General features: G+C 69.1%; 15 protein-coding genes and 1 pseudogene. 8 read left to right on the top strand and 8 right to left on the bottom strand.

Translation table 11 applies throughout. The annotated features are described in order from the left end of the window. Positions 1-158 precede the first annotated feature (158 nt). A complete protein-coding gene (locus GA0070618_RS23655; protein ID WP_170107888.1) occupies positions 159-953 on the bottom strand; it encodes an IclR family transcriptional regulator in 795 nt (264 codons plus the stop codon). Between the two features lie 300 nt (positions 954-1,253). On the opposite strand from GA0070618_RS23655, the pseudogene GA0070618_RS23650 reads away from it, so the two are divergent. The 7 genes and pseudogenes from GA0070618_RS23650 to GA0070618_RS23620 all read left to right on the top strand — a co-directional run. Then, a pseudogene (locus GA0070618_RS23650) lies at positions 1,254-1,513 on the top strand (IS110 family transposase); the annotation flags it as partial. A 319-nt stretch (positions 1,514-1,832) separates the two neighbouring features. Further along, positions 1,833-2,954, top strand: coding sequence for an ABC transporter substrate-binding protein (locus GA0070618_RS23645; RefSeq protein WP_143740386.1), 1,122 nt, complete (start codon positions 1,833-1,835; stop codon positions 2,952-2,954). Between the two features lie 25 nt (positions 2,955-2,979). Beyond that, positions 2,980-4,308: an amidohydrolase family protein gene (locus tag GA0070618_RS23640; RefSeq protein WP_088983584.1), complete on the top strand. Its 1,329-nt coding sequence runs from the start codon at positions 2,980-2,982 to the stop codon at positions 4,306-4,308. Beyond that, the gene (locus GA0070618_RS23635) at positions 4,305-5,123 is read left to right on the top strand and encodes an ABC transporter ATP-binding protein (protein WP_088983583.1); all 819 of its coding nucleotides are present in this window, start codon (positions 4,305-4,307) and stop codon (positions 5,121-5,123) included. Before GA0070618_RS23640 ends, GA0070618_RS23635 begins: the two co-directional genes overlap by 4 nt. Beyond that, complete coding sequence (locus GA0070618_RS23630; RefSeq protein WP_088983582.1) at positions 5,116-5,955, top strand: ABC transporter permease; 840 nt, start codon at positions 5,116-5,118, stop codon at positions 5,953-5,955. Before GA0070618_RS23635 ends, GA0070618_RS23630 begins: the two co-directional genes overlap by 8 nt. 179 nt (positions 5,956-6,134) lie before the next feature. Continuing rightward, positions 6,135-7,403, top strand: a complete 1,269-nt coding sequence (locus tag GA0070618_RS23625; RefSeq protein WP_157748996.1) for an amidase — start codon at positions 6,135-6,137, stop codon at positions 7,401-7,403. Positions 7,404-7,486: 83 nt separating this feature from the next. Beyond that, positions 7,487-8,992 carry a CoA-acylating methylmalonate-semialdehyde dehydrogenase gene (locus tag GA0070618_RS23620; protein ID WP_170107887.1) on the top strand — a complete coding sequence of 502 codons (1,506 nt, stop codon included), beginning with the start codon at positions 7,487-7,489 and terminating at the stop codon, positions 8,990-8,992. Between the two features lie 166 nt (positions 8,993-9,158). Here the strand turns inward: GA0070618_RS23620 and GA0070618_RS23615 are convergent, their stop codons facing one another. The 7 genes from GA0070618_RS23615 to GA0070618_RS23585 form a co-directional block, all read right to left on the bottom strand. Continuing rightward, positions 9,159-9,869 carry an AroM family protein gene (locus GA0070618_RS23615; protein WP_088983579.1) on the bottom strand — a complete coding sequence of 237 codons (711 nt, stop codon included), beginning with the start codon at positions 9,867-9,869 and terminating at the stop codon, positions 9,159-9,161. Beyond that, positions 9,869-11,641, bottom strand: a complete 1,773-nt coding sequence (locus GA0070618_RS23610; RefSeq protein WP_088983578.1) for an ABC transporter ATP-binding protein — start codon at positions 11,639-11,641, stop codon at positions 9,869-9,871. Before GA0070618_RS23610 ends, GA0070618_RS23615 begins: the two co-directional genes overlap by 1 nt. A 46-nt stretch (positions 11,642-11,687) precedes the next feature. Next, entirely contained in the window at positions 11,688-12,644 is a 957-nt protein-coding gene (locus tag GA0070618_RS23605; protein ID WP_231931424.1) for a DUF1177 domain-containing protein, read from the bottom strand. Then, on the bottom strand, positions 12,641-13,966 hold the full coding sequence (locus tag GA0070618_RS23600) for a M20 family metallopeptidase (protein ID WP_088983577.1): 1,326 nt from the start codon (positions 13,964-13,966) through the stop codon (positions 12,641-12,643). Before GA0070618_RS23600 ends, GA0070618_RS23605 begins: the two co-directional genes overlap by 4 nt. 106 nt (positions 13,967-14,072) lie before the next feature. Further along, positions 14,073-15,650, bottom strand: a complete 1,578-nt coding sequence (locus GA0070618_RS23595) for an ABC transporter substrate-binding protein (protein WP_197701610.1) — start codon at positions 15,648-15,650, stop codon at positions 14,073-14,075. Positions 15,651-15,724: 74 nt separating this feature from the next. Beyond that, positions 15,725-16,633 (bottom strand): ABC transporter permease, encoded by a 909-nt coding sequence (locus GA0070618_RS23590; protein ID WP_088983575.1) that lies wholly within the window; start codon positions 16,631-16,633, stop codon positions 15,725-15,727. Next, the gene (locus tag GA0070618_RS23585) at positions 16,626-17,633 is read right to left on the bottom strand and encodes an ABC transporter permease (protein ID WP_197701609.1); all 1,008 of its coding nucleotides are present in this window, start codon (positions 17,631-17,633) and stop codon (positions 16,626-16,628) included. The genes GA0070618_RS23590 and GA0070618_RS23585 overlap by 8 nt, the downstream gene beginning before the upstream one ends. Positions 17,634-17,799: 166 nt before the next feature. On the opposite strand from GA0070618_RS23585, the gene GA0070618_RS23580 reads away from it, so the two are divergent. Beyond that, positions 17,800-18,627: an IclR family transcriptional regulator gene (locus tag GA0070618_RS23580; protein WP_088983574.1), complete on the top strand. Its 828-nt coding sequence runs from the start codon at positions 17,800-17,802 to the stop codon at positions 18,625-18,627. The last annotated feature ends 16 nt before the right edge of the window (positions 18,628-18,643 follow it).

The following is an 18,643-nucleotide window of genomic DNA, read 5'->3' as shown; positions in this document are numbered from 1 at the left end:
CGTCCCCCGTTCGTCGGCGACATCGAGCAGGGCGATGTAGGCGGTCTCGGCGAAGTACGCCGCTCACCGTTGCGGCCCAGGTGGGTCAGGGCGCGTCGGATCAGCGACGTCGCCGGCCGGGTTGTCACCGCAAGGATTCGCAACCATGCAGGAGGTCGTCAGGCGGGCAATGCAGCAGCCTCCCGAACTGCCGCCGCGTACGAACGACAACCGAGGGCCCCGGACACGTCGGTAGCCGCCTGGATCACGAGTGTCCGCGTGCGCTCGGCCATGTCGTCGACGACCGACGGGACGGGACCAGCGACCGAGATCGCGGCTTTGAACTCATGTTTCTGATCGAAGATGGGCGCTCCGACGGCGGCGATCCCCGGCACGACGTCATCGACCGAGACGCAGTACCCGTTGCCCCGGATCTTCACGAGTTCGTCTCGTAGAGCGTCGGCGGCGGGGGTCGACGGCGTGAACACGTCGAGCGATGGCTGGCTGAGGAATTCCTGCTGGATGTGCGGATCCGCGTAGGCGAGGAGGACGCGCGCGCCTGAGCCGCCGTGGAGCGGAACGGACCCCCCTCGAGGCAGGATCATCACCTGGATCTGTTGTCCGTCGAGTCGCTCAAGGCACACGGCTCGCAGTCCCCGTCGCACGGTGAGAAAAACCGTCTGTCCGGTCTCGCGGCTCAGGCGTTCCATCGCGGGTCTGGCACTGGACTGAAGGTCCGCGAAGCGAGCCGCGACGATTGTGCCGAGCTCGAAGAGGCGTCCGCCGAGATGGAACGCGCTTCCGTCCGCGGTCGGCTCGAGATAACCGTATTGCACGAGGTTGCGGATCAGGCGGTAGACCGTGCCGCGTGGTTCGTCGATCGCCGCAGAGATCTCCGCCGGCGTGGCCTGCCCCGTGTCGGCGAGATGGTCCAGGACCGCCACCGCCTTGTCGAGCACCTTGATGGAAGTCATTGGCATGCGTCTCCGGAACCCCGAGCGCTTTTGGCGCTATGTAGACAGCGTGCCCACATCGTAACACCCCTACCTTCTTGGTCGCCCCCCAGCCGGGGACCCCTCGGCCGCCCGGCCCGGTATGACTTACCGCCCCTGTCGTACGGATGATCCGGGGGTGTTGTCGCCGGGCCGGGTGGCGTCGGCGGACCGCTGATAGGGACACGGCCACCCTGCGGGTAGGTCTCTTCGTAACGTGGCTGCCGCAGTCGACGCCTGGACCAGCGGCCGAGGCGGGTGTCACGGGTGACGAGGCATGGGGTGCACGGCGACTACGGCGTGTTCCTCGGGTTGGACGTCGGCAAGGAAGGCCATCACACGGTCGGGCTGGCTCCGGACGGCAAGCGGCTGCACGACGGGCCGCTGCCCAACACCGAGGCCAGGCTGCGGCAGTTGTTCGACTCGGTCACCATGGCCGGGTTCCGGTGGTGGTCGACCAGCCCGCCTCGATCGGCGCCCTGCCGATCGCGGTCGCCCGGGTCTGTGGTCATGAGGTGGCCCACCTGCCCGGCCTGGCGATCACGCCCCAACCGCGCCGATCGCTGCTTGACGAAACCCATAGGGACACCCCGGAGGTGGGGGTGGCGGCGGTGCCAACCACCCGCCCGGCCCGGCCCGGATCGGTACGCGCTTCTGATGGGCGACCCGCGTCTCGCGCGGTTGACCGGGGCCCCACAGCCAGGAGGGCAGGTAGCACTGACGCACCACCCCTGGTCAAGACCTTGATCAAGTTGTTGACACCTCTCCGACACGGCCTTAGGGTCGCTCTTGCCACGATGTAGACACAGTGTTCACATCGTGAAACATGCCAGAAGTCCGAGCCGAGCAAAGGTGGCCAGGATGCCAATCACGCGCCGGAAACGAGCCTTAGCCGCTGCTTTCCTCAGTTCACTGTTGACCGTGTCGCTTGCCGGCTGCATCGCTCCCCCCAATGGCTCCCGCGGGGCCGACGGGGCCAAGGGACTCAAACAGATCTCGGTCGGTGTGCCCACGATCATGGGGCCGAACAACAGCCCGATCGCTGTCGCGCAGGGCCTGGGCTACTTCGCCGACGAGGGCCTCGACGTCACGTTCGTCACGACCGGCGGTAGTGCGGAGAGCGTACAGAGCACCCTGACCGGACAAATCGACATCGGCAGTTCCACGTCGGAACCAATCTACCAGTTGGCCGAGCGCGGTAAGTCTGGCGAGGAGCTGGTGATGGTCTACAACTATCTCCGGGCTCCCACCGGGAGCATCGCCGTTCCCGCCGACTCACCGATCCGGGACCTCGGTGACTTCGCCGGCACCACGATCGGCGCCGACAGCCTGGGCAGTGGCAACGTGCTACTCGCCGAGGGAATCCTCCAGCTCGGCGGGGTCGACGTCGGCGACGTCGACTTCGTGGCCACGGGAACCGGGGCGCCGGCACTGCAGGCCCTGAGCTCGGGGAAGGTCGACGCCCTCTCGCTGTGGGACACCGAGTACGCGGCGATGGAGAAATCCGGCATGAAACTGCGGTTCTTCAGCCACGACAAGATCGACCCGCTGTTCTCCACGACCTTCTTCGTCACGCCGGACTTCCTCAAGAGCGAGTCCAAGACCGTGGCGAGCTTCGGCAGGGCCATGGCCAAGGCTACGGTCTTCGCATCGGAGAATCCGGCCGCCGCCCTTCAGGTGATGTATTCGGAATATCCCGAGACACGGGTAGCAGGCAAGTCACTCAAGGATCAACTCGACACCGATCTGACGGCATTCCGCGCACGACTCGAGCGGCTGACCGCCGGTGATCCGGCGGCCAATTCGAACTGGGGGCAATACCCCGACGGGGCGGTTCAGGCCTGGCTGGACTTCGCGCTAACGGCCGGCATCGTGAAGAAGAAACTCGATCCCACGCCGCTCTACGCGAACGATCTCGTGTCGGAGTACAACGACTTCGACGCGCAGACCGTGGTGAAAGAGGCGCAGACGTGGAAGCCGTGATCCGGACCCACGAAGGGACCAGGCCATGACCATCCTCGATGACCTTCAGGCAATCCCCGTCGTCGATCACCACTGCCATATCGGCATGGACACCTATCAGGATTCCCAGGGCCGCCTTCGTGACGCCGACAGTCACGAGAAGGCGTACGCCCGCGGTTACGTCGAGGGCCGGATCGGTCCCGATGCGTACACACGCTGGCTCGACGCCGAGCGCCGCCGGGACGCGGCCGAGTTGGCGGACCTCGAAGAGACGTACGGGATCAGCGGCATGCTCCAGCGCGCCCTGCGGTACCGGGAGACCACGGTCTTCGCGGCGAGCCTCGCCGATGGACACCGGTTCCTGGACGCCCAGGTCGGCTTCGACTACCGCTCGCCCCGCGCACGGAGCGACGTCCGCGCGCTCTTCGACCAGACGCTCGACCTGGTCAACTGTCCCGTCGTTCTGACCGACGTACGAGCTCTGCCCGAGGAACTCGCCGACTCACCGCGCTACCGGTGGGTGATGCGGATCGACGGGTACCTCTACCCCTTTCCCCTCGGACGAACCGGACGACGCGGCGAGGAGGTCGAGTCCTTCACCGCACGGTTCCGGGCCGATCTGCAGGCGCGACTGGACGAGCTCGGGCTGGACCACGCTCCCACGTCTTTCGCTGCCTACCTGGAGTTCCTGACCTCGTCGATCAAGCACGTCGTCGCCAACGGCGCCGTCGGCTTCAAGATCGCCTCTGCGTACACGCGGAGCCTCGCGTTCGTGCCGCGCGGATACCGGGAGGCTGAGTCCGCCTGGAACCGCGCCGTCGCCGGTTCCTTCGAGGACCGGGCACTCTACGAGGACTACATCGCCTTCCACGTGTTGCGCCAGATCGCGACGTGGCGGCTCCCCGTACAGATCCATGTCGGGTCGGGACACGGCGAACCCGGCATGGCCTACGCGGGGGCCCGCCCCCGGCTGCTCCAGTCCGTGTTCGATCAACGCGAGCTCTTCGGTATCCCGTTCGTGCTGATCCACGGCGGCTATCCCTACTGCGGCGAGACCGCGATCATGGCGCACACCTACGGCAACGTCTACCTGGACTTCTCCTGGATGCCGTACCTGCACCGCACGCACCTCGTGAGCCGACTCAACGAGTGGCTCGAGTTCCTGCCCGCGAACAAGGTCATCTTCGGTACCGACACCGGGCTGCCCGAGATGCACGTGGCCGCTGTCCGCAACGGACGGTGGGCCGTCGCCAGGGCGCTCGAGCGCGGCCGATCGAACAACCTGTGGGCGGGCGAGCAGGCCATCTGGCTAGCCGAACGTGTGCTCAAGGACAACGCACTCGAGATCTATTCCGAACTGGGGGTAGCAGCATGAGCACGACGGCACAGCGCCTGCCGGCGAACGGAGAAAACGTGCCCACCCGGCCGCTCATCTCGATTCGAGATCTGGGCAAACGGTACGAGACGAGAAAGGGCGCCACGGTGGCGCTCGACGGGATCGACCTGGACATCGCCGAGGGCGAGTTCGTGTCGGTCGTCGGACCGAGCGGATGCGGCAAGACCACGCTGCTGAAGATTCTGGCCGGCCTGGAAGAGCGCACCACTGGCGACGCTCTACTGGGCGGAACGCCCATCACGGGCCCGCGCAACGACATCGGCATCGCGTTCCAGGGATCGGTGATGCTCCCCTGGCGCAGGATCATCGAGAACGTGCTGCTTCCCGTCGAGCTCAACGAGAAGCCGACGCCGGCGCACCGGGAGCGGGCCCACGCGTTGCTCGCGCTCGTGGGGCTCGGCGAGTTCGGGGACTCCTATCCCAACGAACTATCCGGGGGAATGCAGCAGCGCGCCGCGATCTGCCGTGCCCTGGTGCACGACCCGTCCCTGCTGTTGCTGGACGAGCCGTTCGGGGCTCTGGACGCCCTCACCAGGGATCAGCTGAACGTCCAGCTCAATTCGGTGTGGGAGCAGAGCGGAAAGACAGCCCTGCTGATCACCCACAGCATCTCGGAGGCGGTGTACCTGTCCCAGCGGGTGGTGGTCATGAGCCCGCGCCCCGGACGCATCGTGGACGTCATCGAGGTGCCGTTCGGCCGCAAGCGCGGCACGGAGATCCTCACCGATCCGACGTTCGGCGAGGTCGCAGACAAGATCAGGCAGCACTTCAACGGGGAGCGAAAGAATGGCTAGCACCACTACGGCCCGCGTGGTGACACCCTCCCGCGCCCACGGATCCGCCAAGAAGCGTGGGCTCGCGTCCCGGCGGCACCTTCCACCGCTCGCCTTTCTGGTGGTGCTCCTCGCGGCCTGGGAGTACGTGCCCCGGGCACTCGACATCCCATCGTTCGTCTTTCCGCCGCTCAGTGAGGTTCTCCAGGCGTTGACCGATCCCGGCGCGACGAGGAGCTTCCTCTACCACACCCAGGTCACGCTCATCGAGGCGTTCAGCGGGCTGGCGATCGGAACCGTGCTCGGCCTGGTGCTCGGGGTCGTACTGGTCGAGGTCGACATCCTGCACCGCATGATCTACCCGTACATCGTCGCCATCCAGTCGATCCCCAAGGTCGCCATCGCGCCCCTGTTCGTCATCTGGTTCGGGTTCGGGATCACCTCGAAGGTCGTCGTGGTCGCGCTGCTCGCGTTCTTCCCGGTGCTCCTCGGCACGATGTCGGGGATCAGAAGTGTCAGCGCCGAGCACATCGCGCTGTTCAAGGTGCACCGGGCCACCCGGGGACAGATCCGGCGCAAGCTGTTGCTTCCCAGCGCCCTGCCCAGCATCTTCACGGGCTTCGAGATGGCCGTGGTCTTCTCCACCCTCGGCGCGATCGTCGGGGAGTTCGTCGGTGCACAGGCCGGCCTCGGAGTGCTCATCCTCCAGGCGCAGTACCGAATGAACACCGGTGCCGTCTTCGCCTGCCTGCTGATCCTGTGCGCGGTCGGCATCACGCTGAACGTGATCGTCCGACTTGTGCGTCGCCGCATCCTCTACTGGGTTCCCGGCGAGAAGTCCCTGAAGGTCTGAGCACCGGAAACCCTTACACGGAAAGGCTGAAGCCGATTACTGTCAAAGTGCCTCGAGGAGCGTCAGGGCCTCGACGGTCGACGCCTGTTGCCGCGGCTGGATGCGTCAAACCCGGCTCAGGGGAGAGCCACCAGGGCATCGTCGAGTCGGCACGGAGGCTGCGCGCGGGATCCGTGACAGTGACCGAACTCGTGGAGACCTCGCTCGACCGTTGCGCGCTGATCGAGCGGCACGTCCACGCGTTCGCCCACATCGACACCGCGCGGGCCAGGGCGCGAGCGGCCGAACTCGACGCCATGCTGGACGCCGGGTACCAGCCCCGCTCACCGCTGTTCGGTATCCCCCTCGCCGTCAAGGACGTCATCGACGTGGCGGGAATGCCGACCCGGGCAGGGTCGCGTCTGTTCAGCGGCGCACCGGAAGCGGATCACGACGCGACGGTGGTAGCTACCCTGCGTGCCGCCGGAGCGGTCCTGATCGGCAAGACGCACACCCACGAGATGGCCATGGGAACCGTCACGCCGACGACGCGTAATCCCCACGACCTCACCCGCATCGCGGGCGGTTCCAGCGGAGGATCCGCGGCCGCGGTCGCCGCCGGGGAGGTCCTGGGAGCACTCGGCACCGACACCGGGGGGTCGATCCGGATCCCCGCGGCGCTCTGCGGCGTCGCCGGACTGAAGCCGCGTACCCACTCGGTCGACATGGCCGGCCAGATCCCGCTGTCGCCGATAGCCGACTCGTGCGGCCCCCTGGCGGCGAACGTGCGGGACCTGTCAGTCCTCTGGTCCGCTATGTCGGGGCGACCGGCGACCGCCGTCGACGTGCACCGCCTCGGCGTCCTGTCCCCGGCGGACCTCGGCGACGTGGAGTCCGCGGTCGGCATCGCCTACGAACAACTCGGCGAGAGCCTGGCGCGACACAGCCGGGTGTCGTCGGTGACGGTCCAGGTCCCGGCGTTCGACGAGTGGTATCCCGTCCGGCTGGTCCCGCTCTTCGCCGATGCCTATCAGGCTCACCGCGCAGCCGGCTGGTACCCGGCTGGACGGGGACTCTACAGCCGTGGCCTCCGGGCCGTTCTCGACGCGGCGGCGAAGCACACAGCGGCTGACCTGCTGGCTGCGTGGAAGACCCTCACGCGCCTGACCGAGCGTCTGCTGGCGGCCTTCTCGGTCTGCGACGCGCTCGTGCTGCCGACCGTCCCGACCACCGCGCCGTTGCGTACTGCCGTCGCCGACGACTCGCGTCCCCGCTCCGAACTCACCGGTGCCAGCCGCCAACTGACCCGCTTCTGTGCACCCGTCAACTGGTCCCCGCTGGCCGCGGTCACGGTTCCCTTCGGGACCGACGACCGAGGACTCCCGGTCGGTATGCAGTGCGTGGCCCTGGACGAGGAACGAGCGCTGTCCGCCGCCCGGTTGGTCGAGGGTCTGGCCGGCACGTCATGAACACGACGCTCGCCCGAGGCGGGCCGACCGGCCCGAACGTCGGGCCGGCAACTCAATTTGCCAACCGAACTGGAGGATCGAACGTGAGTGACCTGAACAAGCCGACGCTCGGACATTGGATCAACGGACGTCGGGTGGTCGGCGAAACCGCGCGCCGGGCGGCGGTCTTCGACCCGGCGCTCGGGAAGGCCACGAAAGAGGTGGTTCTGGCCGACGCGACCGAAGCCGCTGCCGCGGTCGAGGCCGCCAGGCTCGCCTACGAGGGATGGTCTCAGCTCTCGGCCGCCCGACGGCAGACGGTGGTCTTCCGGTTCCGCGAGCTGCTGAACAGCCGTAAGGAGGAACTTGCGCGAATCATCACCGGTGAGCACGGCAAGGCCGTGTCCGACGCGGCGGCCGAGGTGCAGCGCGGACTTGAGGTCGTCGACCTCGCGACAGCGTTCCCACACCTGACCAGCGGACGTTACGCGCAGAACGTCTCCACCGGCGTCGACGTGCACTCCGTGCGGCAGCCACTCGGGGTGGTCGCTGTGATCAGCCCGTTCAACTTCCCGGCGATGGTGCCCCTGTGGTTCGCTCCCATCGCGATCGCCGTGGGCAACACGGTGGTGCTCAAGCCGAGTGAGCGGGTGCCGTCGGCTGCGATCTGGCTGGCCGAGCTCTGGAAGGCCGCCGGGCTCCCCGACGGGGTGTTCAACGTTCTCCAGGGCGACCGCGTCGCTGTCGAAACCCTGCTGAACCACCCAGACGTGCAGGCGGTTTCCTTCGTCGGGTCGACGCCGGTAGCGCGTTCGATCTACGAGTCCGCGGCCCGGGTCGGCAAGCGCGTCCAGGCCTTCGGTGGCGCGAAGAACCACATGCTCGTGCTCGCCGACGCCGACCTCGACGCCGCCGCCGACCAGGCGGTGTCCGGTGGCTTCGGGTCGGCGGGAGAACGGTGCATGGCCATCTCGGTCGTCCTTGCCGAGGAGTCGATCGCCGACGAGCTGAACGCGCGGATCCAGGAGCGGGCCGCGACGCTGCGCGTCGGCGACGGCCGCACCGATCCTGACCTGGGCCCGCTGATCACCCGCCAACACCGGGACCGGGTGGCCAGCTACATCGACATCGCCGAACGCGACGGCGCCACAGTGCTGGTGGACGGTCGCCACTGCCGGGTGGACGGCCACGAGAACGGCTTCTGGCTCGGCCCCACGCTCCTGGACCGGGTTCCGACGGCCTCGAAGGCGTACGAGGACGAGATCTTCGGCCCCGTGCTCGCGGTGGTCCGCGTGAAGGACCTCGACGAAGGGCTACGGCTCATCAACTCCAGCCAGTTCGGAAACGGAACGGCCATCTTCACCAACGACGGCCGCGCCGCCCGACGCTTCGAACGCGAGGTGCAGGTGGGAATGGTCGGAGTGAACGTCCCCGTTCCCGTGCCCGTCGCCTACTTCGCCTTCGGCGGTTGGAAGGACTCGCTGCTCGGCGACGCGCCCGCCTACGGTCCGGAAGGGTTCGCGTTCTTCACCCGGCACAAGGCGGTCACCTCACGGTGGGTCACCTCGACGACCGGCTCGCTGACCATGGCGTTCCCGGGGAACGACTGAAACGGCGACACGCACCGCCCGAACCGACCCGGTGGAGCCGCAGCGGACAATCGGGGGCGGGGGCGCACCGAGCCGGATCGATGGGCAGAGACTGGATCTGCGTCATGGCCCGGTGCGCCCCCGCTTCCTCGGCCGACCGTTCTCCTCCTGGTCCCGCACAGGCGCGTCAGGGAGAGAGGACGCGGTCCACCGCACCGGTCACGGCAAGGTGGCGGGCGGTCTCGGCGCGGACGCCCTCGGCGGCGAGGATGTCCCGCTGCTGGCCGGTGTAGCCGATGCAGTCGAGGAAGACCAGGTCGGCCCCCTCGGCGGCGACCTCGCGTCCGGCGGCCGCCACCTCGTCGGGGCCGGCCGTGTACGGGTCCACGGCCGCCGCGGCGACCGGGCGGCCCAGGCGTTCCTCCCACCGTTCCCGGATGTCGGCCAACTGCTCCGGCACGGGGCAGAGCACACCCAGGCGCCCCTCGCCGACAAGCCGCGCCACGAGGTCGTGGGCGAGGTCCTCCGCGTGGAGCACCGGCACCGACGCCGGGCCGTGCTCGACGCGGCCGGTGCACAGCACGAGGACGGCCGCGCAGCGGTCAGCCACACACCGCCGGATGGCGTCGTCGAGTGCCGGGGCGATGCTCGTCGCACCGAGCCGGGCGCGCGAGCCGTCCCGCAGGCGGGAGACCAGGGTACGTTCTCCGCCGCGCGGTTCGAGCCGGGCGATGCCGTCCGTGTCGAGGAGGTCCAGCGCGCCGTGCTCGATCCAGTCGACGCGGGAGAGGGCAACCTCGACGTCGGGGATGAGGTCGACGCGGGGTGCCTGGCCGATCGTGACGAGACCGAGCCTCGGCCGCCCGCGACGTACCTCTCCCCCGGCCGCTGCGGACATCACGCCGCCTCCTTCTCGGGCAGGTCGGCAGCGGCGACGCCCCGCTCGACGATGCGGCGCCGTACGGCCCGGTCGACCCGTGCGGTGGGGTCGGCGACCGGGATCGCGGCGAGCAACGCCTTGGTGTACGGGTGCTGGGGCTTGGTGAAGATCTCTTCGACGGTGCCCTGCTCGACGACGCGGCCCTGGCTCATGACGACGATCTCGTCGGCCATCATCTCGACGACGGAGAGATCGTGCGAGATGAAGACGTAGGTGAGCCCGAGGTCCTTCTGCAACCGCTTCATGAGGTCGAGCACCTGGGCCTGCACCGACACGTCGAGGGCCGACACGGGCTCGTCGCAGACGACCAGGCTCGGATTGAGGATGAGGGCCCGCGCGATGCCGATCCGCTGGCGCTGACCACCCGAGAACTCGTGCGGGAAACGGTCGACGGCGTCCTCTTGCAGGCCGACCGTTTCGAGGACCTCGACGATGCGGGCGCGGATCGCCCCGTCGTCGAGGTCGGTGTGCAGCCGCAGCGGCTCGGCGAGGGCCCGGTGGATCGTCCACCGGGGGTCGAGCGAGGCGTACGTGTCCTGGAAGACGATCTGCATCTCGGAACGGAGCCGGCGCAGCTCGTCGTCGCTCGCCGCGAGGAGGTCGGCCCCGTTGAAGATCACCGTCCCCGACGTCGGCTCGTGCAGGCGCAGCAGGGCCCGACCCGTCGTCGACTTGCCCGACCCGGACTCGCCCACGATGGCGAGCGTGCGGCCACGGCGTACCCGGAAGGAGACGCCGTCGACCGCCCGGACGGTGTCGGCCGGACGACCCAGCCGACGACGTCGCCCGCTGAAGACCTTCGTCAGGTCGGTGACCTCGAGCAGCACCGGCGCGTCGTCGTCGGGTGCCTCGGCACGAGGCTCGACGCGAACCGGCTCCGCGCCGTCGCGCGCCGTCCCGTCGTCGGCGAGCGCCTCGACCGCCTCGACGACCTGCGCGTTGGCCGAGGGGATGAAGCTGAGCAGCCGTTTCGTGTAGTCGGCCTGGGGCGTGGCGAAGAGCTGCTCGGTCGTCGCCGTCTCCTGCAGCTCACCGCCGTACATGACGGCGACCCGCTGGCAGGTCTGGGCGACGACCCCGAGGTCGTGCGTGATGAGCAGGACCGCCGTCCCGTGCTGCTCCTGCAGGTCCATGATGAGGTCGAGGATCTGCAACTGGGTCGTCACGTCGAGCGCGGTCGTCGGCTCGTCGGCGATGAGCAGCTTCGGCTCGCACGCCATGGCCATGGCGATCATGACCCGCTGGCGCATCCCGCCGGACAACTCGTGCGGGTACCCGGCGAGGACACGCGCGGTGTTGCGGATCCCCACCATGTCGAGCAGGTGCCCCGCCCGGTCCGCCGCCTGCCGTCGACCGAGCCGCATGTGCTGGCGCAACGGCTCGGTGAGCTGGTCGCGGACCGTGAAGACGGGGTTGAGCGCGGTCATCGGCTCCTGGAAGATCGTCGCGATGTCCTTGCCCCGGATGCCGCGCATCTGCCGGTCCGACAGCGCGGCGAGGTCGCGCCCGTCGAAACGGATGTGCCCGCCGGTGATCTGCGCCTGCCGCGCCGGCAGCAGTCCGGTGATCGACATGGCGGTGACGCTCTTGCCCGACCCCGACTCGCCGACCAGCCCGACCATCTCACCGCGCGCGATGGTCAGGTCGAGGTTCCGGACCGGATGGATCGGGCCACGGGACGTGTCGATGCGGATCGAGAGGTTCTCGATCGACAGCAGGGTCTCAGCCATGTCCGTGCTCCTTGTTCCGTGGGCCGCCGGGCCCGGTCGCGCCGGATCAGGCGCGACCGGGGACCGTTCCGGTCGTCTGCAGGTGGGTGGCCGGGCCGTAGAGGCTTTCCAGGAGCGCCGCCTGGGCCCCGTCGTAGAAGGACACCGTGCCCGAGGTGAAGCCCTTGGCGACCTCGACGGAGAAGCGGGCGGCGAGGGCGATGTCGACCTCGTGACTCGCGCCGGTCGCGCAGCCGGCGACGGGCGTCACCGTCGTGATGGCGACCCCGACGACCGGCGCGGCCGTCGCGACGGCCGGCTGGAGGATCGAGTTGAGGTGGTGGAGGCCGTTGCCGTACGGCGTGATGTCCTGCGTCGACAGCGCGAAGACGACGGCCGGCTCACCGGACACGGTCTCCAGGACGCTGACCAGGTCGGCGCTGGTGGGAAGGATGTAGCCGGCGCGGACCGTCGGGGAGATGGCGATGCCCCGGTGGTTGACGATGCGGTTGCCCTTCGTGGTGTCGATGGACAGGACGGCGTCCATCTCCGAGGTGACCTCGTGCTCGTTCATCGCGGTGATGTCGACGGGCGAGTCCATGAAGGGCACCGGGTCGTGGGGCCGGGTCGGCGCGTCGGGGCAGATGTGCGTCGAGATGACGACGTCGCCGGGCAGGATGTCGCCCCGGGCGTGCATGGCGAGCAGCTTGGCGGCCGTGGCGATGGCGGCGGTCGCCCCGTCACCGTCGGAGACGTAGCCGATGAGCTCCGGCCGGGCGCCGAGACCGCCGAGGCGGCCGACGACCCCGAGCGTCGGAGCGTCGCCGCCGGCGGTCTTGCCACGGCTGCCGGGGATGGTGACCTGGATGAAGTCGGTCGAACCCTGGTCGCCGGCCACCGTCTCGACGGTGATCGAGCAGGCGTCGTCGCCGAGGGCGCGCAGGTGCTCGGCGACGAGTTTGCCGGAGGCGTCGGGACGGTCGAGGAGGTCGAGGACGGTGAGGACGTGGGACAGCACGATCATTCGCTTTCGGCAGCGGTCTCGGCGACGCCGAGGTACCGGAGGGTGGTCAGGGCGTAGGTCTTCGCGGCGAGGACGACGTCGGCGACGGGTGCCCGCTCGTCGAAGCCGTGGATGGTGGCCAGCTCGGCCGGCCCGTACTGGAGCACCGGGATGCCGTGGCTGCGGAAGGTGCGGGCGTCGGAGGACGCCCACTGGAGCACCCCCTCCGCGGTGGGGTCACCGGTAAGTTCGCGCAGGGCCGCGACGAGTTCGGTGACCACCGGGTCGCTCGGCAGCGTCCAGTTGGGCTCGCTGCGGAAGCCGGTCGGCTCGATCGTCGCCTCGACGCCCGCCTCGGCGAGCAGCTCGTCGACCCGGGCGAGGACCTCGGCGCGCGACAAACCGATCGGCACCCGGGTGTCGACGTCGACGACGCACCGGTCCGCGACGACGTTGGAGGACGTGCCGCCGTGGATCGTGCCGATGTTGACGGTGACGTGCTCGAAGACGGCGCCGATGCCGGGACCGTAGCCCTCGCGCTCCTCGGCGAACGTCTTCGACCGTTCGATGAGGTCGACCACGTCCGCGGGCGGCGACGGCTTCATGTCCCAGAGCTGTTGCAGGGCGATGACGGCCTTGGCCGCGAGGAGGTTCGCGTTGACGCCGTGCAGCGGCTGGAGGCTGCCGTGCCCCGGCCGGCCGTCGATCGTCATCCGGAACCAGTTGCTGCCCTTCTGGCCGATCGTCGGGTGCGTGCGTTCGGCCGGCTCGGCGATGATCGCGCCGGTCGCGCCGTCGAGGACGCCCTGGTCGAGGAGCCAGTCCGCGCCGCGCGAACCGCCCTGCTCCTCGTCGGGGACGGCCGCGAGCGACAGCTTCCCGGCGAGCGGGACACCGAGGCGGTGCAGGACGACGAGCGTGTGGATGACCCCGGCGAGACCGGCCTTCATGTCGCTGGCCCCGCGACCGCGGAGGTAACCGTCGACGATGTCCCCCGCGAAGGGGGGAAACGTCCAACGGCTCAGGTCACCGACGGGGACGACGTCGGTGTGACCGGCGAGCACCAGGTGACGCGCCGAGTTGGAGTCGTCGTCCACCGCGGCGTTGCTCGCGGCACGGTGGACGACGACGCTGAGGCGACCGTCGCCCGCGTCGTGGACCTCGGGGTCGAGGCCCTGCGCGCGCAGGTGGTCGGCGATGAAGAGACCGACGTCCGTGCAGTCCCCCGGAGGGTTCTCGCTCGGGATCCGGATGAGGTCCCCGGCGAGCGTCAGCAGTTCGTCCCGGGTTCGCTCGATCTCGTCGAGGACCCGGGTCTCCCAGTCGGGAGGTGTGGTGGTCACGTCGGGCTCCAGGTGTCGTTGCGGGAGGGGTGGGTTCGCGGTGGCCTGGTGGCGGCGGCCGCCGGGCGCGTCGGGACGACGGCCCGGCGGCACGCCTGCCTCGGCGTCAGCCCTTGTTGCTCATCTGGAAGAAGCGGATGATCCCGTCGGGGTACGAGGTGTACCCCTGCACGCCCTCGCGCTGCGCGACGACGATGTTGTACTCGTAGAGGTACGCCCACGGCGCCTGGGTGTTGATGATCTCCTGCGCCTTGCCGTACAGGTCGTTGCGGACCTTCTGGTCCGGCTCGGTCGCGGCCCGCTTCCAGAGGTTGTCGACCTCGGTGTTGTGGAAGTTGGCGTAGTTGCTCGTGCCGTCGCTGGTCAGCAGCAGGCCAAGGTGGTAGCCCGGGTCGTTGACGAAGGACGTCCAGCGGGTGATGTAGCTCTGCACCTTCTTCGTCGCGAGCGCCTCGAGGAACTGCGGACGCGCCATGTTCTTGATGTTCATCGTCACGCCGATCTTCGCCAGCTCGGCCTGGATGAGCACGGCCGAGTCCGACCAGTCCTGGAAGCCGCTGCCGAGGGTGAAGTCGAAGCTGAAGCCGTTGGGGTGACCGGCCTCCGCGAGCAGCGCCTTGGCCTTGTCGAGGTCGTACGAGTAGCCGTTGCCGGCGTCGCTGAAGCCCGGGGTCGAGCTGGCCACCGACGAGCGCATCGGCGACGCCTGGCCCTTCATGACGTCGTTGAGGAGCTTGTCGTACGGAATCGCGTACGAGATGGCCTGCCGGACCTTCGGGTCGTCGAACGGCTTGATCGCGTTGTTCATCCCGAAGAAGAGGATCTTGTTGCTGGCCCGGGAGTCGATGGTGACGCCGGACTGCTTCGACAGGGCGTCGACATCCTTCGCCGGCACCTCGAGCGCGACGTCGACCTCGCCCTTGCTGAGCAGCTGGACGCGGTTGCTCGCCTCGCCGATGAACTTCGTGTTGACGGTACGCAGGGCGGGCTTCTCGCCCCAGTACGTGTCCTTACGCTCGAGCACGGCCTCGGTCGCCGGGTCCCACTTCTTCAGCCGGTACGGGCCGGAACCGGCGGTGTTCGTGTCGAGCCACTTGGCGCCACCCTCGGCGTTGACCTTGTCGATGTTGATGATCGAGAACGAGTACATCGGCAGGATCTGCAGGAAGAGGTGGTTCGGCGCGGTGAGGTCGATCTTCACGGTCTGCGGGTCGACCGCGGTCACGGTGCCGATGCCGGCCATGCCGTAGAGGAAGCTCGCCGAGCTCGACTTCTTGATGAAGTCGAACGTCTTCACGACGTCGTCGGAGTCCAGGGGCGAGCCGTCCTCGAACGTCACGCCCTGCCGCATCGTGAACGTGTAGCTCTTCGAGTCGGGGCTCACCTCCCACTTCTCCGCCAGCATCGGCACGATCGTGTCCGTCTTGGCGGTCGGCTTGCCGTCGACCGTCGTGCGGTCGTACGTGACCAGCTGGTCGTAGGCCGCGACGACGAACGTGTCGGAGGTGACGTCGTTCGCCTCGGCGGGGTTGAGGGTCTTGCCGCCCTCGGAATAGGCGACGACGAGGGTGTCCTTGCCGGCCCCGTCGGCCTGCGAGGAGCCGCCCTGGTTGGCGTTGGCTCCACAGGCGGCGGCGAGGAAGGTGGCGGCGACCGCGGCGGCCAGGGTGGCGCTGCGCTTCACGCTGTTCTCCTTCGGGTCAGGGTGGGGGGATGGATGGGCGGATGGGCTGGCGTCCGTGGCAGGTCCGCACCGGGTCATCGGCTCGTCCGCAGGCGCGGGTCGAGGACGTCGCGAAGGCCGTCGCCGATCAGGTTGAAGCCGAGAATCGAGGTGGCGATGGCGATGCCGGGAAAGAAGGTCATCCACCACTCGCCGCTGATGATGTAGCCACGGCCGTCCGAGATCATCACGCCCCACTCCGCCGTCGGCGGCTGCGCGCCGAGGCCGATGAAGCTGAGCGAGGCGGCCGTGAGGATCGCGTAGCCCATGCCGAGGGTCGACCGGACGAGGATCGGGGCGACGGTGTTCGGGACGATGTGGCGGATGAGGATCGTCCGATCCCGTAGCCCGATGGCACGTCCCGCCTCGACGAAGTCACGCTCCCGCAGCGAACGGGTCTGGCTGTAGACGATGCGGGCGAACTCGGGGATGCCGACGACGCCCACGGCGACCATCGCGCTGGCCAGGCCGGGCCCGAGGGCTGCGGCGATCGCCATGGCCAGCACGAGCGACGGGAAGGCGAGGAGCACGTCCATCACCCGCATGAGCACCGCGCTCACCGCGCCGCCGACGAAGCCGGAGATGGCACCGATCGGGACACCGATCAGGAGCGAGATCCCGACGGCGATGAGTCCGGTCCAGAGCGAGATCCGCCCGCCGGCGAGTACCCGGGCGAGGATGTCGCGGCCGAAGTTGTCCGTGCCGAAGGGGTGCGCGCTGGAGGGCGGTTCGAGGAGCCCGCCCGCTCCGGTCTCGGTGGGCGAGTACGGCAGCAGGCCCGACACGAGAGCCCCGATGGTCCAGATCGCGATGAAGACGAGGCCGACCATCGCCAGACGGTTGCGGGCCAGGAGGCGCCAGGCGGTCGTGGGTCGCGATCCTGCCCGGTCGGCCGACGCGACCCGGTGGCCCCCCGCGGTCGCGGTCACGGTGGTGTCAGGCATTCTCGATCCTCGGGTCCAGGCGGGCGTTGATCAGGTCGACGCAGAGGTTGACCGTCAGGTAGACGACCGCGGCGATCAGGGTGAAGGCCTGGACCGGCGCGTAGTCGGTGGCGAGCACGGACTGGACGACGTACTGGCCGATGCCCGGCCAGCTGAAGACCGTCTCGGTGATGACCGCGCCGCCGAGGAGCTGGCCGAACTGGAGGCCGACGACGGTCACGATGACCGGAGCGCCGTTCTTCAGCGCGTGCTTGAGGATGACCTTGGCCGGCGGCAGGCCCTTGGACCGGGCGGTGCGTACGTAGTCCTGGTTGATCACCTCGAGCATCTCGGACCGGGTCATCCGGGCGATGATCGCCGTGCTCCCGGTGGCGAGGCACATGGCCGGCCAGATGATGTGGGCCAGCGACGACTTCAGCGCGACGACGTCACCGGTCAGGAGCGAGTCGAACACGTAGAGCCCGGTGATCGAGGTCGGGGGGTTCACGTCCTGGGCGATGCGGCCCAGCGGGGCCGGCTCCCAGCCGAGCTTGTTGTAGAAGACGAAGATCACGAGGAGGGCGAGCCAGAAAAGCGGCATCGACGCCCCGACCAGCGAGAAGATGCGGCTGGCGTGGTCGATGGGTCGGTCGCGCCGCGTCGCGCTGACGACCCCGATCGGCACCCCGACGAGCAGCGAGATGAGGATCGCCACGACGGCGAGTTCCACCGTCGCCGGCAGCCGGGAGGCGAAGTCGGTGAGGACGGGCTGCCCGGTGTGCCACGCGAACCCGAGGTCCCCCGCGAAGAGGTCGCGCACGTAGGAGACGAACTGCGCGGCCAGCGGCTGGTCGAGGCCCATCTCGACGCGGATCTTCTCGACGGTCGCCGGGTCGGCCTGCTCCCCCGCGAGCGTCCGGGCCGGGTCACCGGGCAGGACGCGGGTGAGCAGGAAGATGCAGAGCACGACACCGAACAGTGCCGGGATCATCGCGAGCACCCGTCGCACCACGTGGTTCACGGCCACCTCCAATCTGCGCGTTGTTGGGCCTGACCTGGGCTTTGCGCCACCAAGGGTTCGCCCGCACGGCACCCCCGTGCAATACTTTCTCTCTATCTGAGAGGGCATCCCGAACTGGATCAGGGTGCGGTAGGTTCTGACACGTCCCGCCCAGCCCGGAGGACCCATGCCAGACAACGGCGTCGCCCGCCCCCGCTCGCCGCTCCAGACCGTGGACCGCGCCCTGGAGGTCCTCCTGTCGTTCACCGAACGACGTCGCGACTGGGGCGTCATGGAGCTCGCCGAGGCATTCGCCATCGACAAGTCGACCGCGCAGCGGATCCTCGCCGCGCTCGCCGCACGCGGCTTCCTCAGCGCCGACCCGGTCACCCGGCGCTACAGTCTCGGCCCGACCATGTGGCGGATGGCCGCCGTCTGGGAACGCGCGGGAGGGCTGGCCGCCCTGGCGCAGCGGGTGCTCGAGCCACTCGCCTTCCAGACCGACCGCACCGCGATCTTCGCCGTCCCGGACGGGCTCCATGTCCGCTGCGTCGCCGCCGTCGACGGCGGCGGACCGCTGCGGAGTCATCCGCTCGTCGGCGAGCTGTACCCGGCCAACGCGGGAGCCACCTCCCGCGGCTACTTCGCCTTCCTCGACAGCAACGAGCGCCGCGCCCTGATCTCCGGCCGGGTCTTCGCCACCTTCACCGGGCTGACGAAGGTCGACGAGCAGGAACTCGAACGGCTCTTCGTCGAGACCGTCGCGCAGGGCTACGCCTACTCGGAGGGCGAGTACGACTACGCCACCCGGGCGCTCGCCGTCCCGATCATCCTCCGGGGGCGGCCGGTCGGCTCGCTCAGCCTGGGCGAGAGCAAGTACCCGGCGCGCCCGGACGACGTCCGGGACCACCTGCCCGCGCTCCAGGCCGCGGCGGAGCAGCTCTCCGCCCTGCTCGACAACCGGGCGAACTCGGCCGCCGTAGCCCGGCAGACCAGGGTGACCCGAGCCCACTGACCGCCGCACCGACGAG

This window comes from Micromonospora echinospora (assembly GCF_900091495.1).
Lineage (GTDB): Bacteria > Actinomycetota > Actinomycetes > Mycobacteriales > Micromonosporaceae > Micromonospora > Micromonospora echinospora.
Note: the sequence above shows the minus strand (reverse complement) of the source record. Positions and strands in the feature narration are given on the sequence as shown.

Bases quoted from the DNA above. Each gene is read 5' to 3' on its own strand.
- GA0070618_RS23655 (WP_170107888.1), bottom strand. From the start codon at position 953: ATGACTTCCATCAAGGTGCTCGACAAGGCGGTGGCGGTCCTGGACCAT.
- GA0070618_RS23645 (WP_143740386.1), top strand. From the start codon at position 1,833: ATGCCAATCACGCGCCGGAAACGAGCCTTAGCCGCTGCTTTCCTCAGT.
- GA0070618_RS23640 (WP_088983584.1), top strand. From the start codon at position 2,980: ATGACCATCCTCGATGACCTTCAGGCAATCCCCGTCGTCGATCACCAC.
- GA0070618_RS23635 (WP_088983583.1), top strand. From the start codon at position 4,305: ATGAGCACGACGGCACAGCGCCTGCCGGCGAACGGAGAAAACGTGCCC.
- GA0070618_RS23630 (WP_088983582.1), top strand. From the start codon at position 5,116: ATGGCTAGCACCACTACGGCCCGCGTGGTGACACCCTCCCGCGCCCAC.
- GA0070618_RS23615 (WP_088983579.1), bottom strand. From the start codon at position 9,869: ATGTCCGCAGCGGCCGGGGGAGAGGTACGTCGCGGGCGGCCGAGGCTC.
- GA0070618_RS23610 (WP_088983578.1), bottom strand. From the start codon at position 11,641: ATGGCTGAGACCCTGCTGTCGATCGAGAACCTCTCGATCCGCATCGAC.
- GA0070618_RS23605 (WP_231931424.1), bottom strand. From the start codon at position 12,644: ATGATCGTGCTGTCCCACGTCCTCACCGTCCTCGACCTCCTCGACCGT.
- GA0070618_RS23590 (WP_088983575.1), bottom strand. From the start codon at position 16,633: ATGCCTGACACCACCGTGACCGCGACCGCGGGGGGCCACCGGGTCGCG.
- GA0070618_RS23580 (WP_088983574.1), top strand. From the start codon at position 17,800: ATGCCAGACAACGGCGTCGCCCGCCCCCGCTCGCCGCTCCAGACCGTG.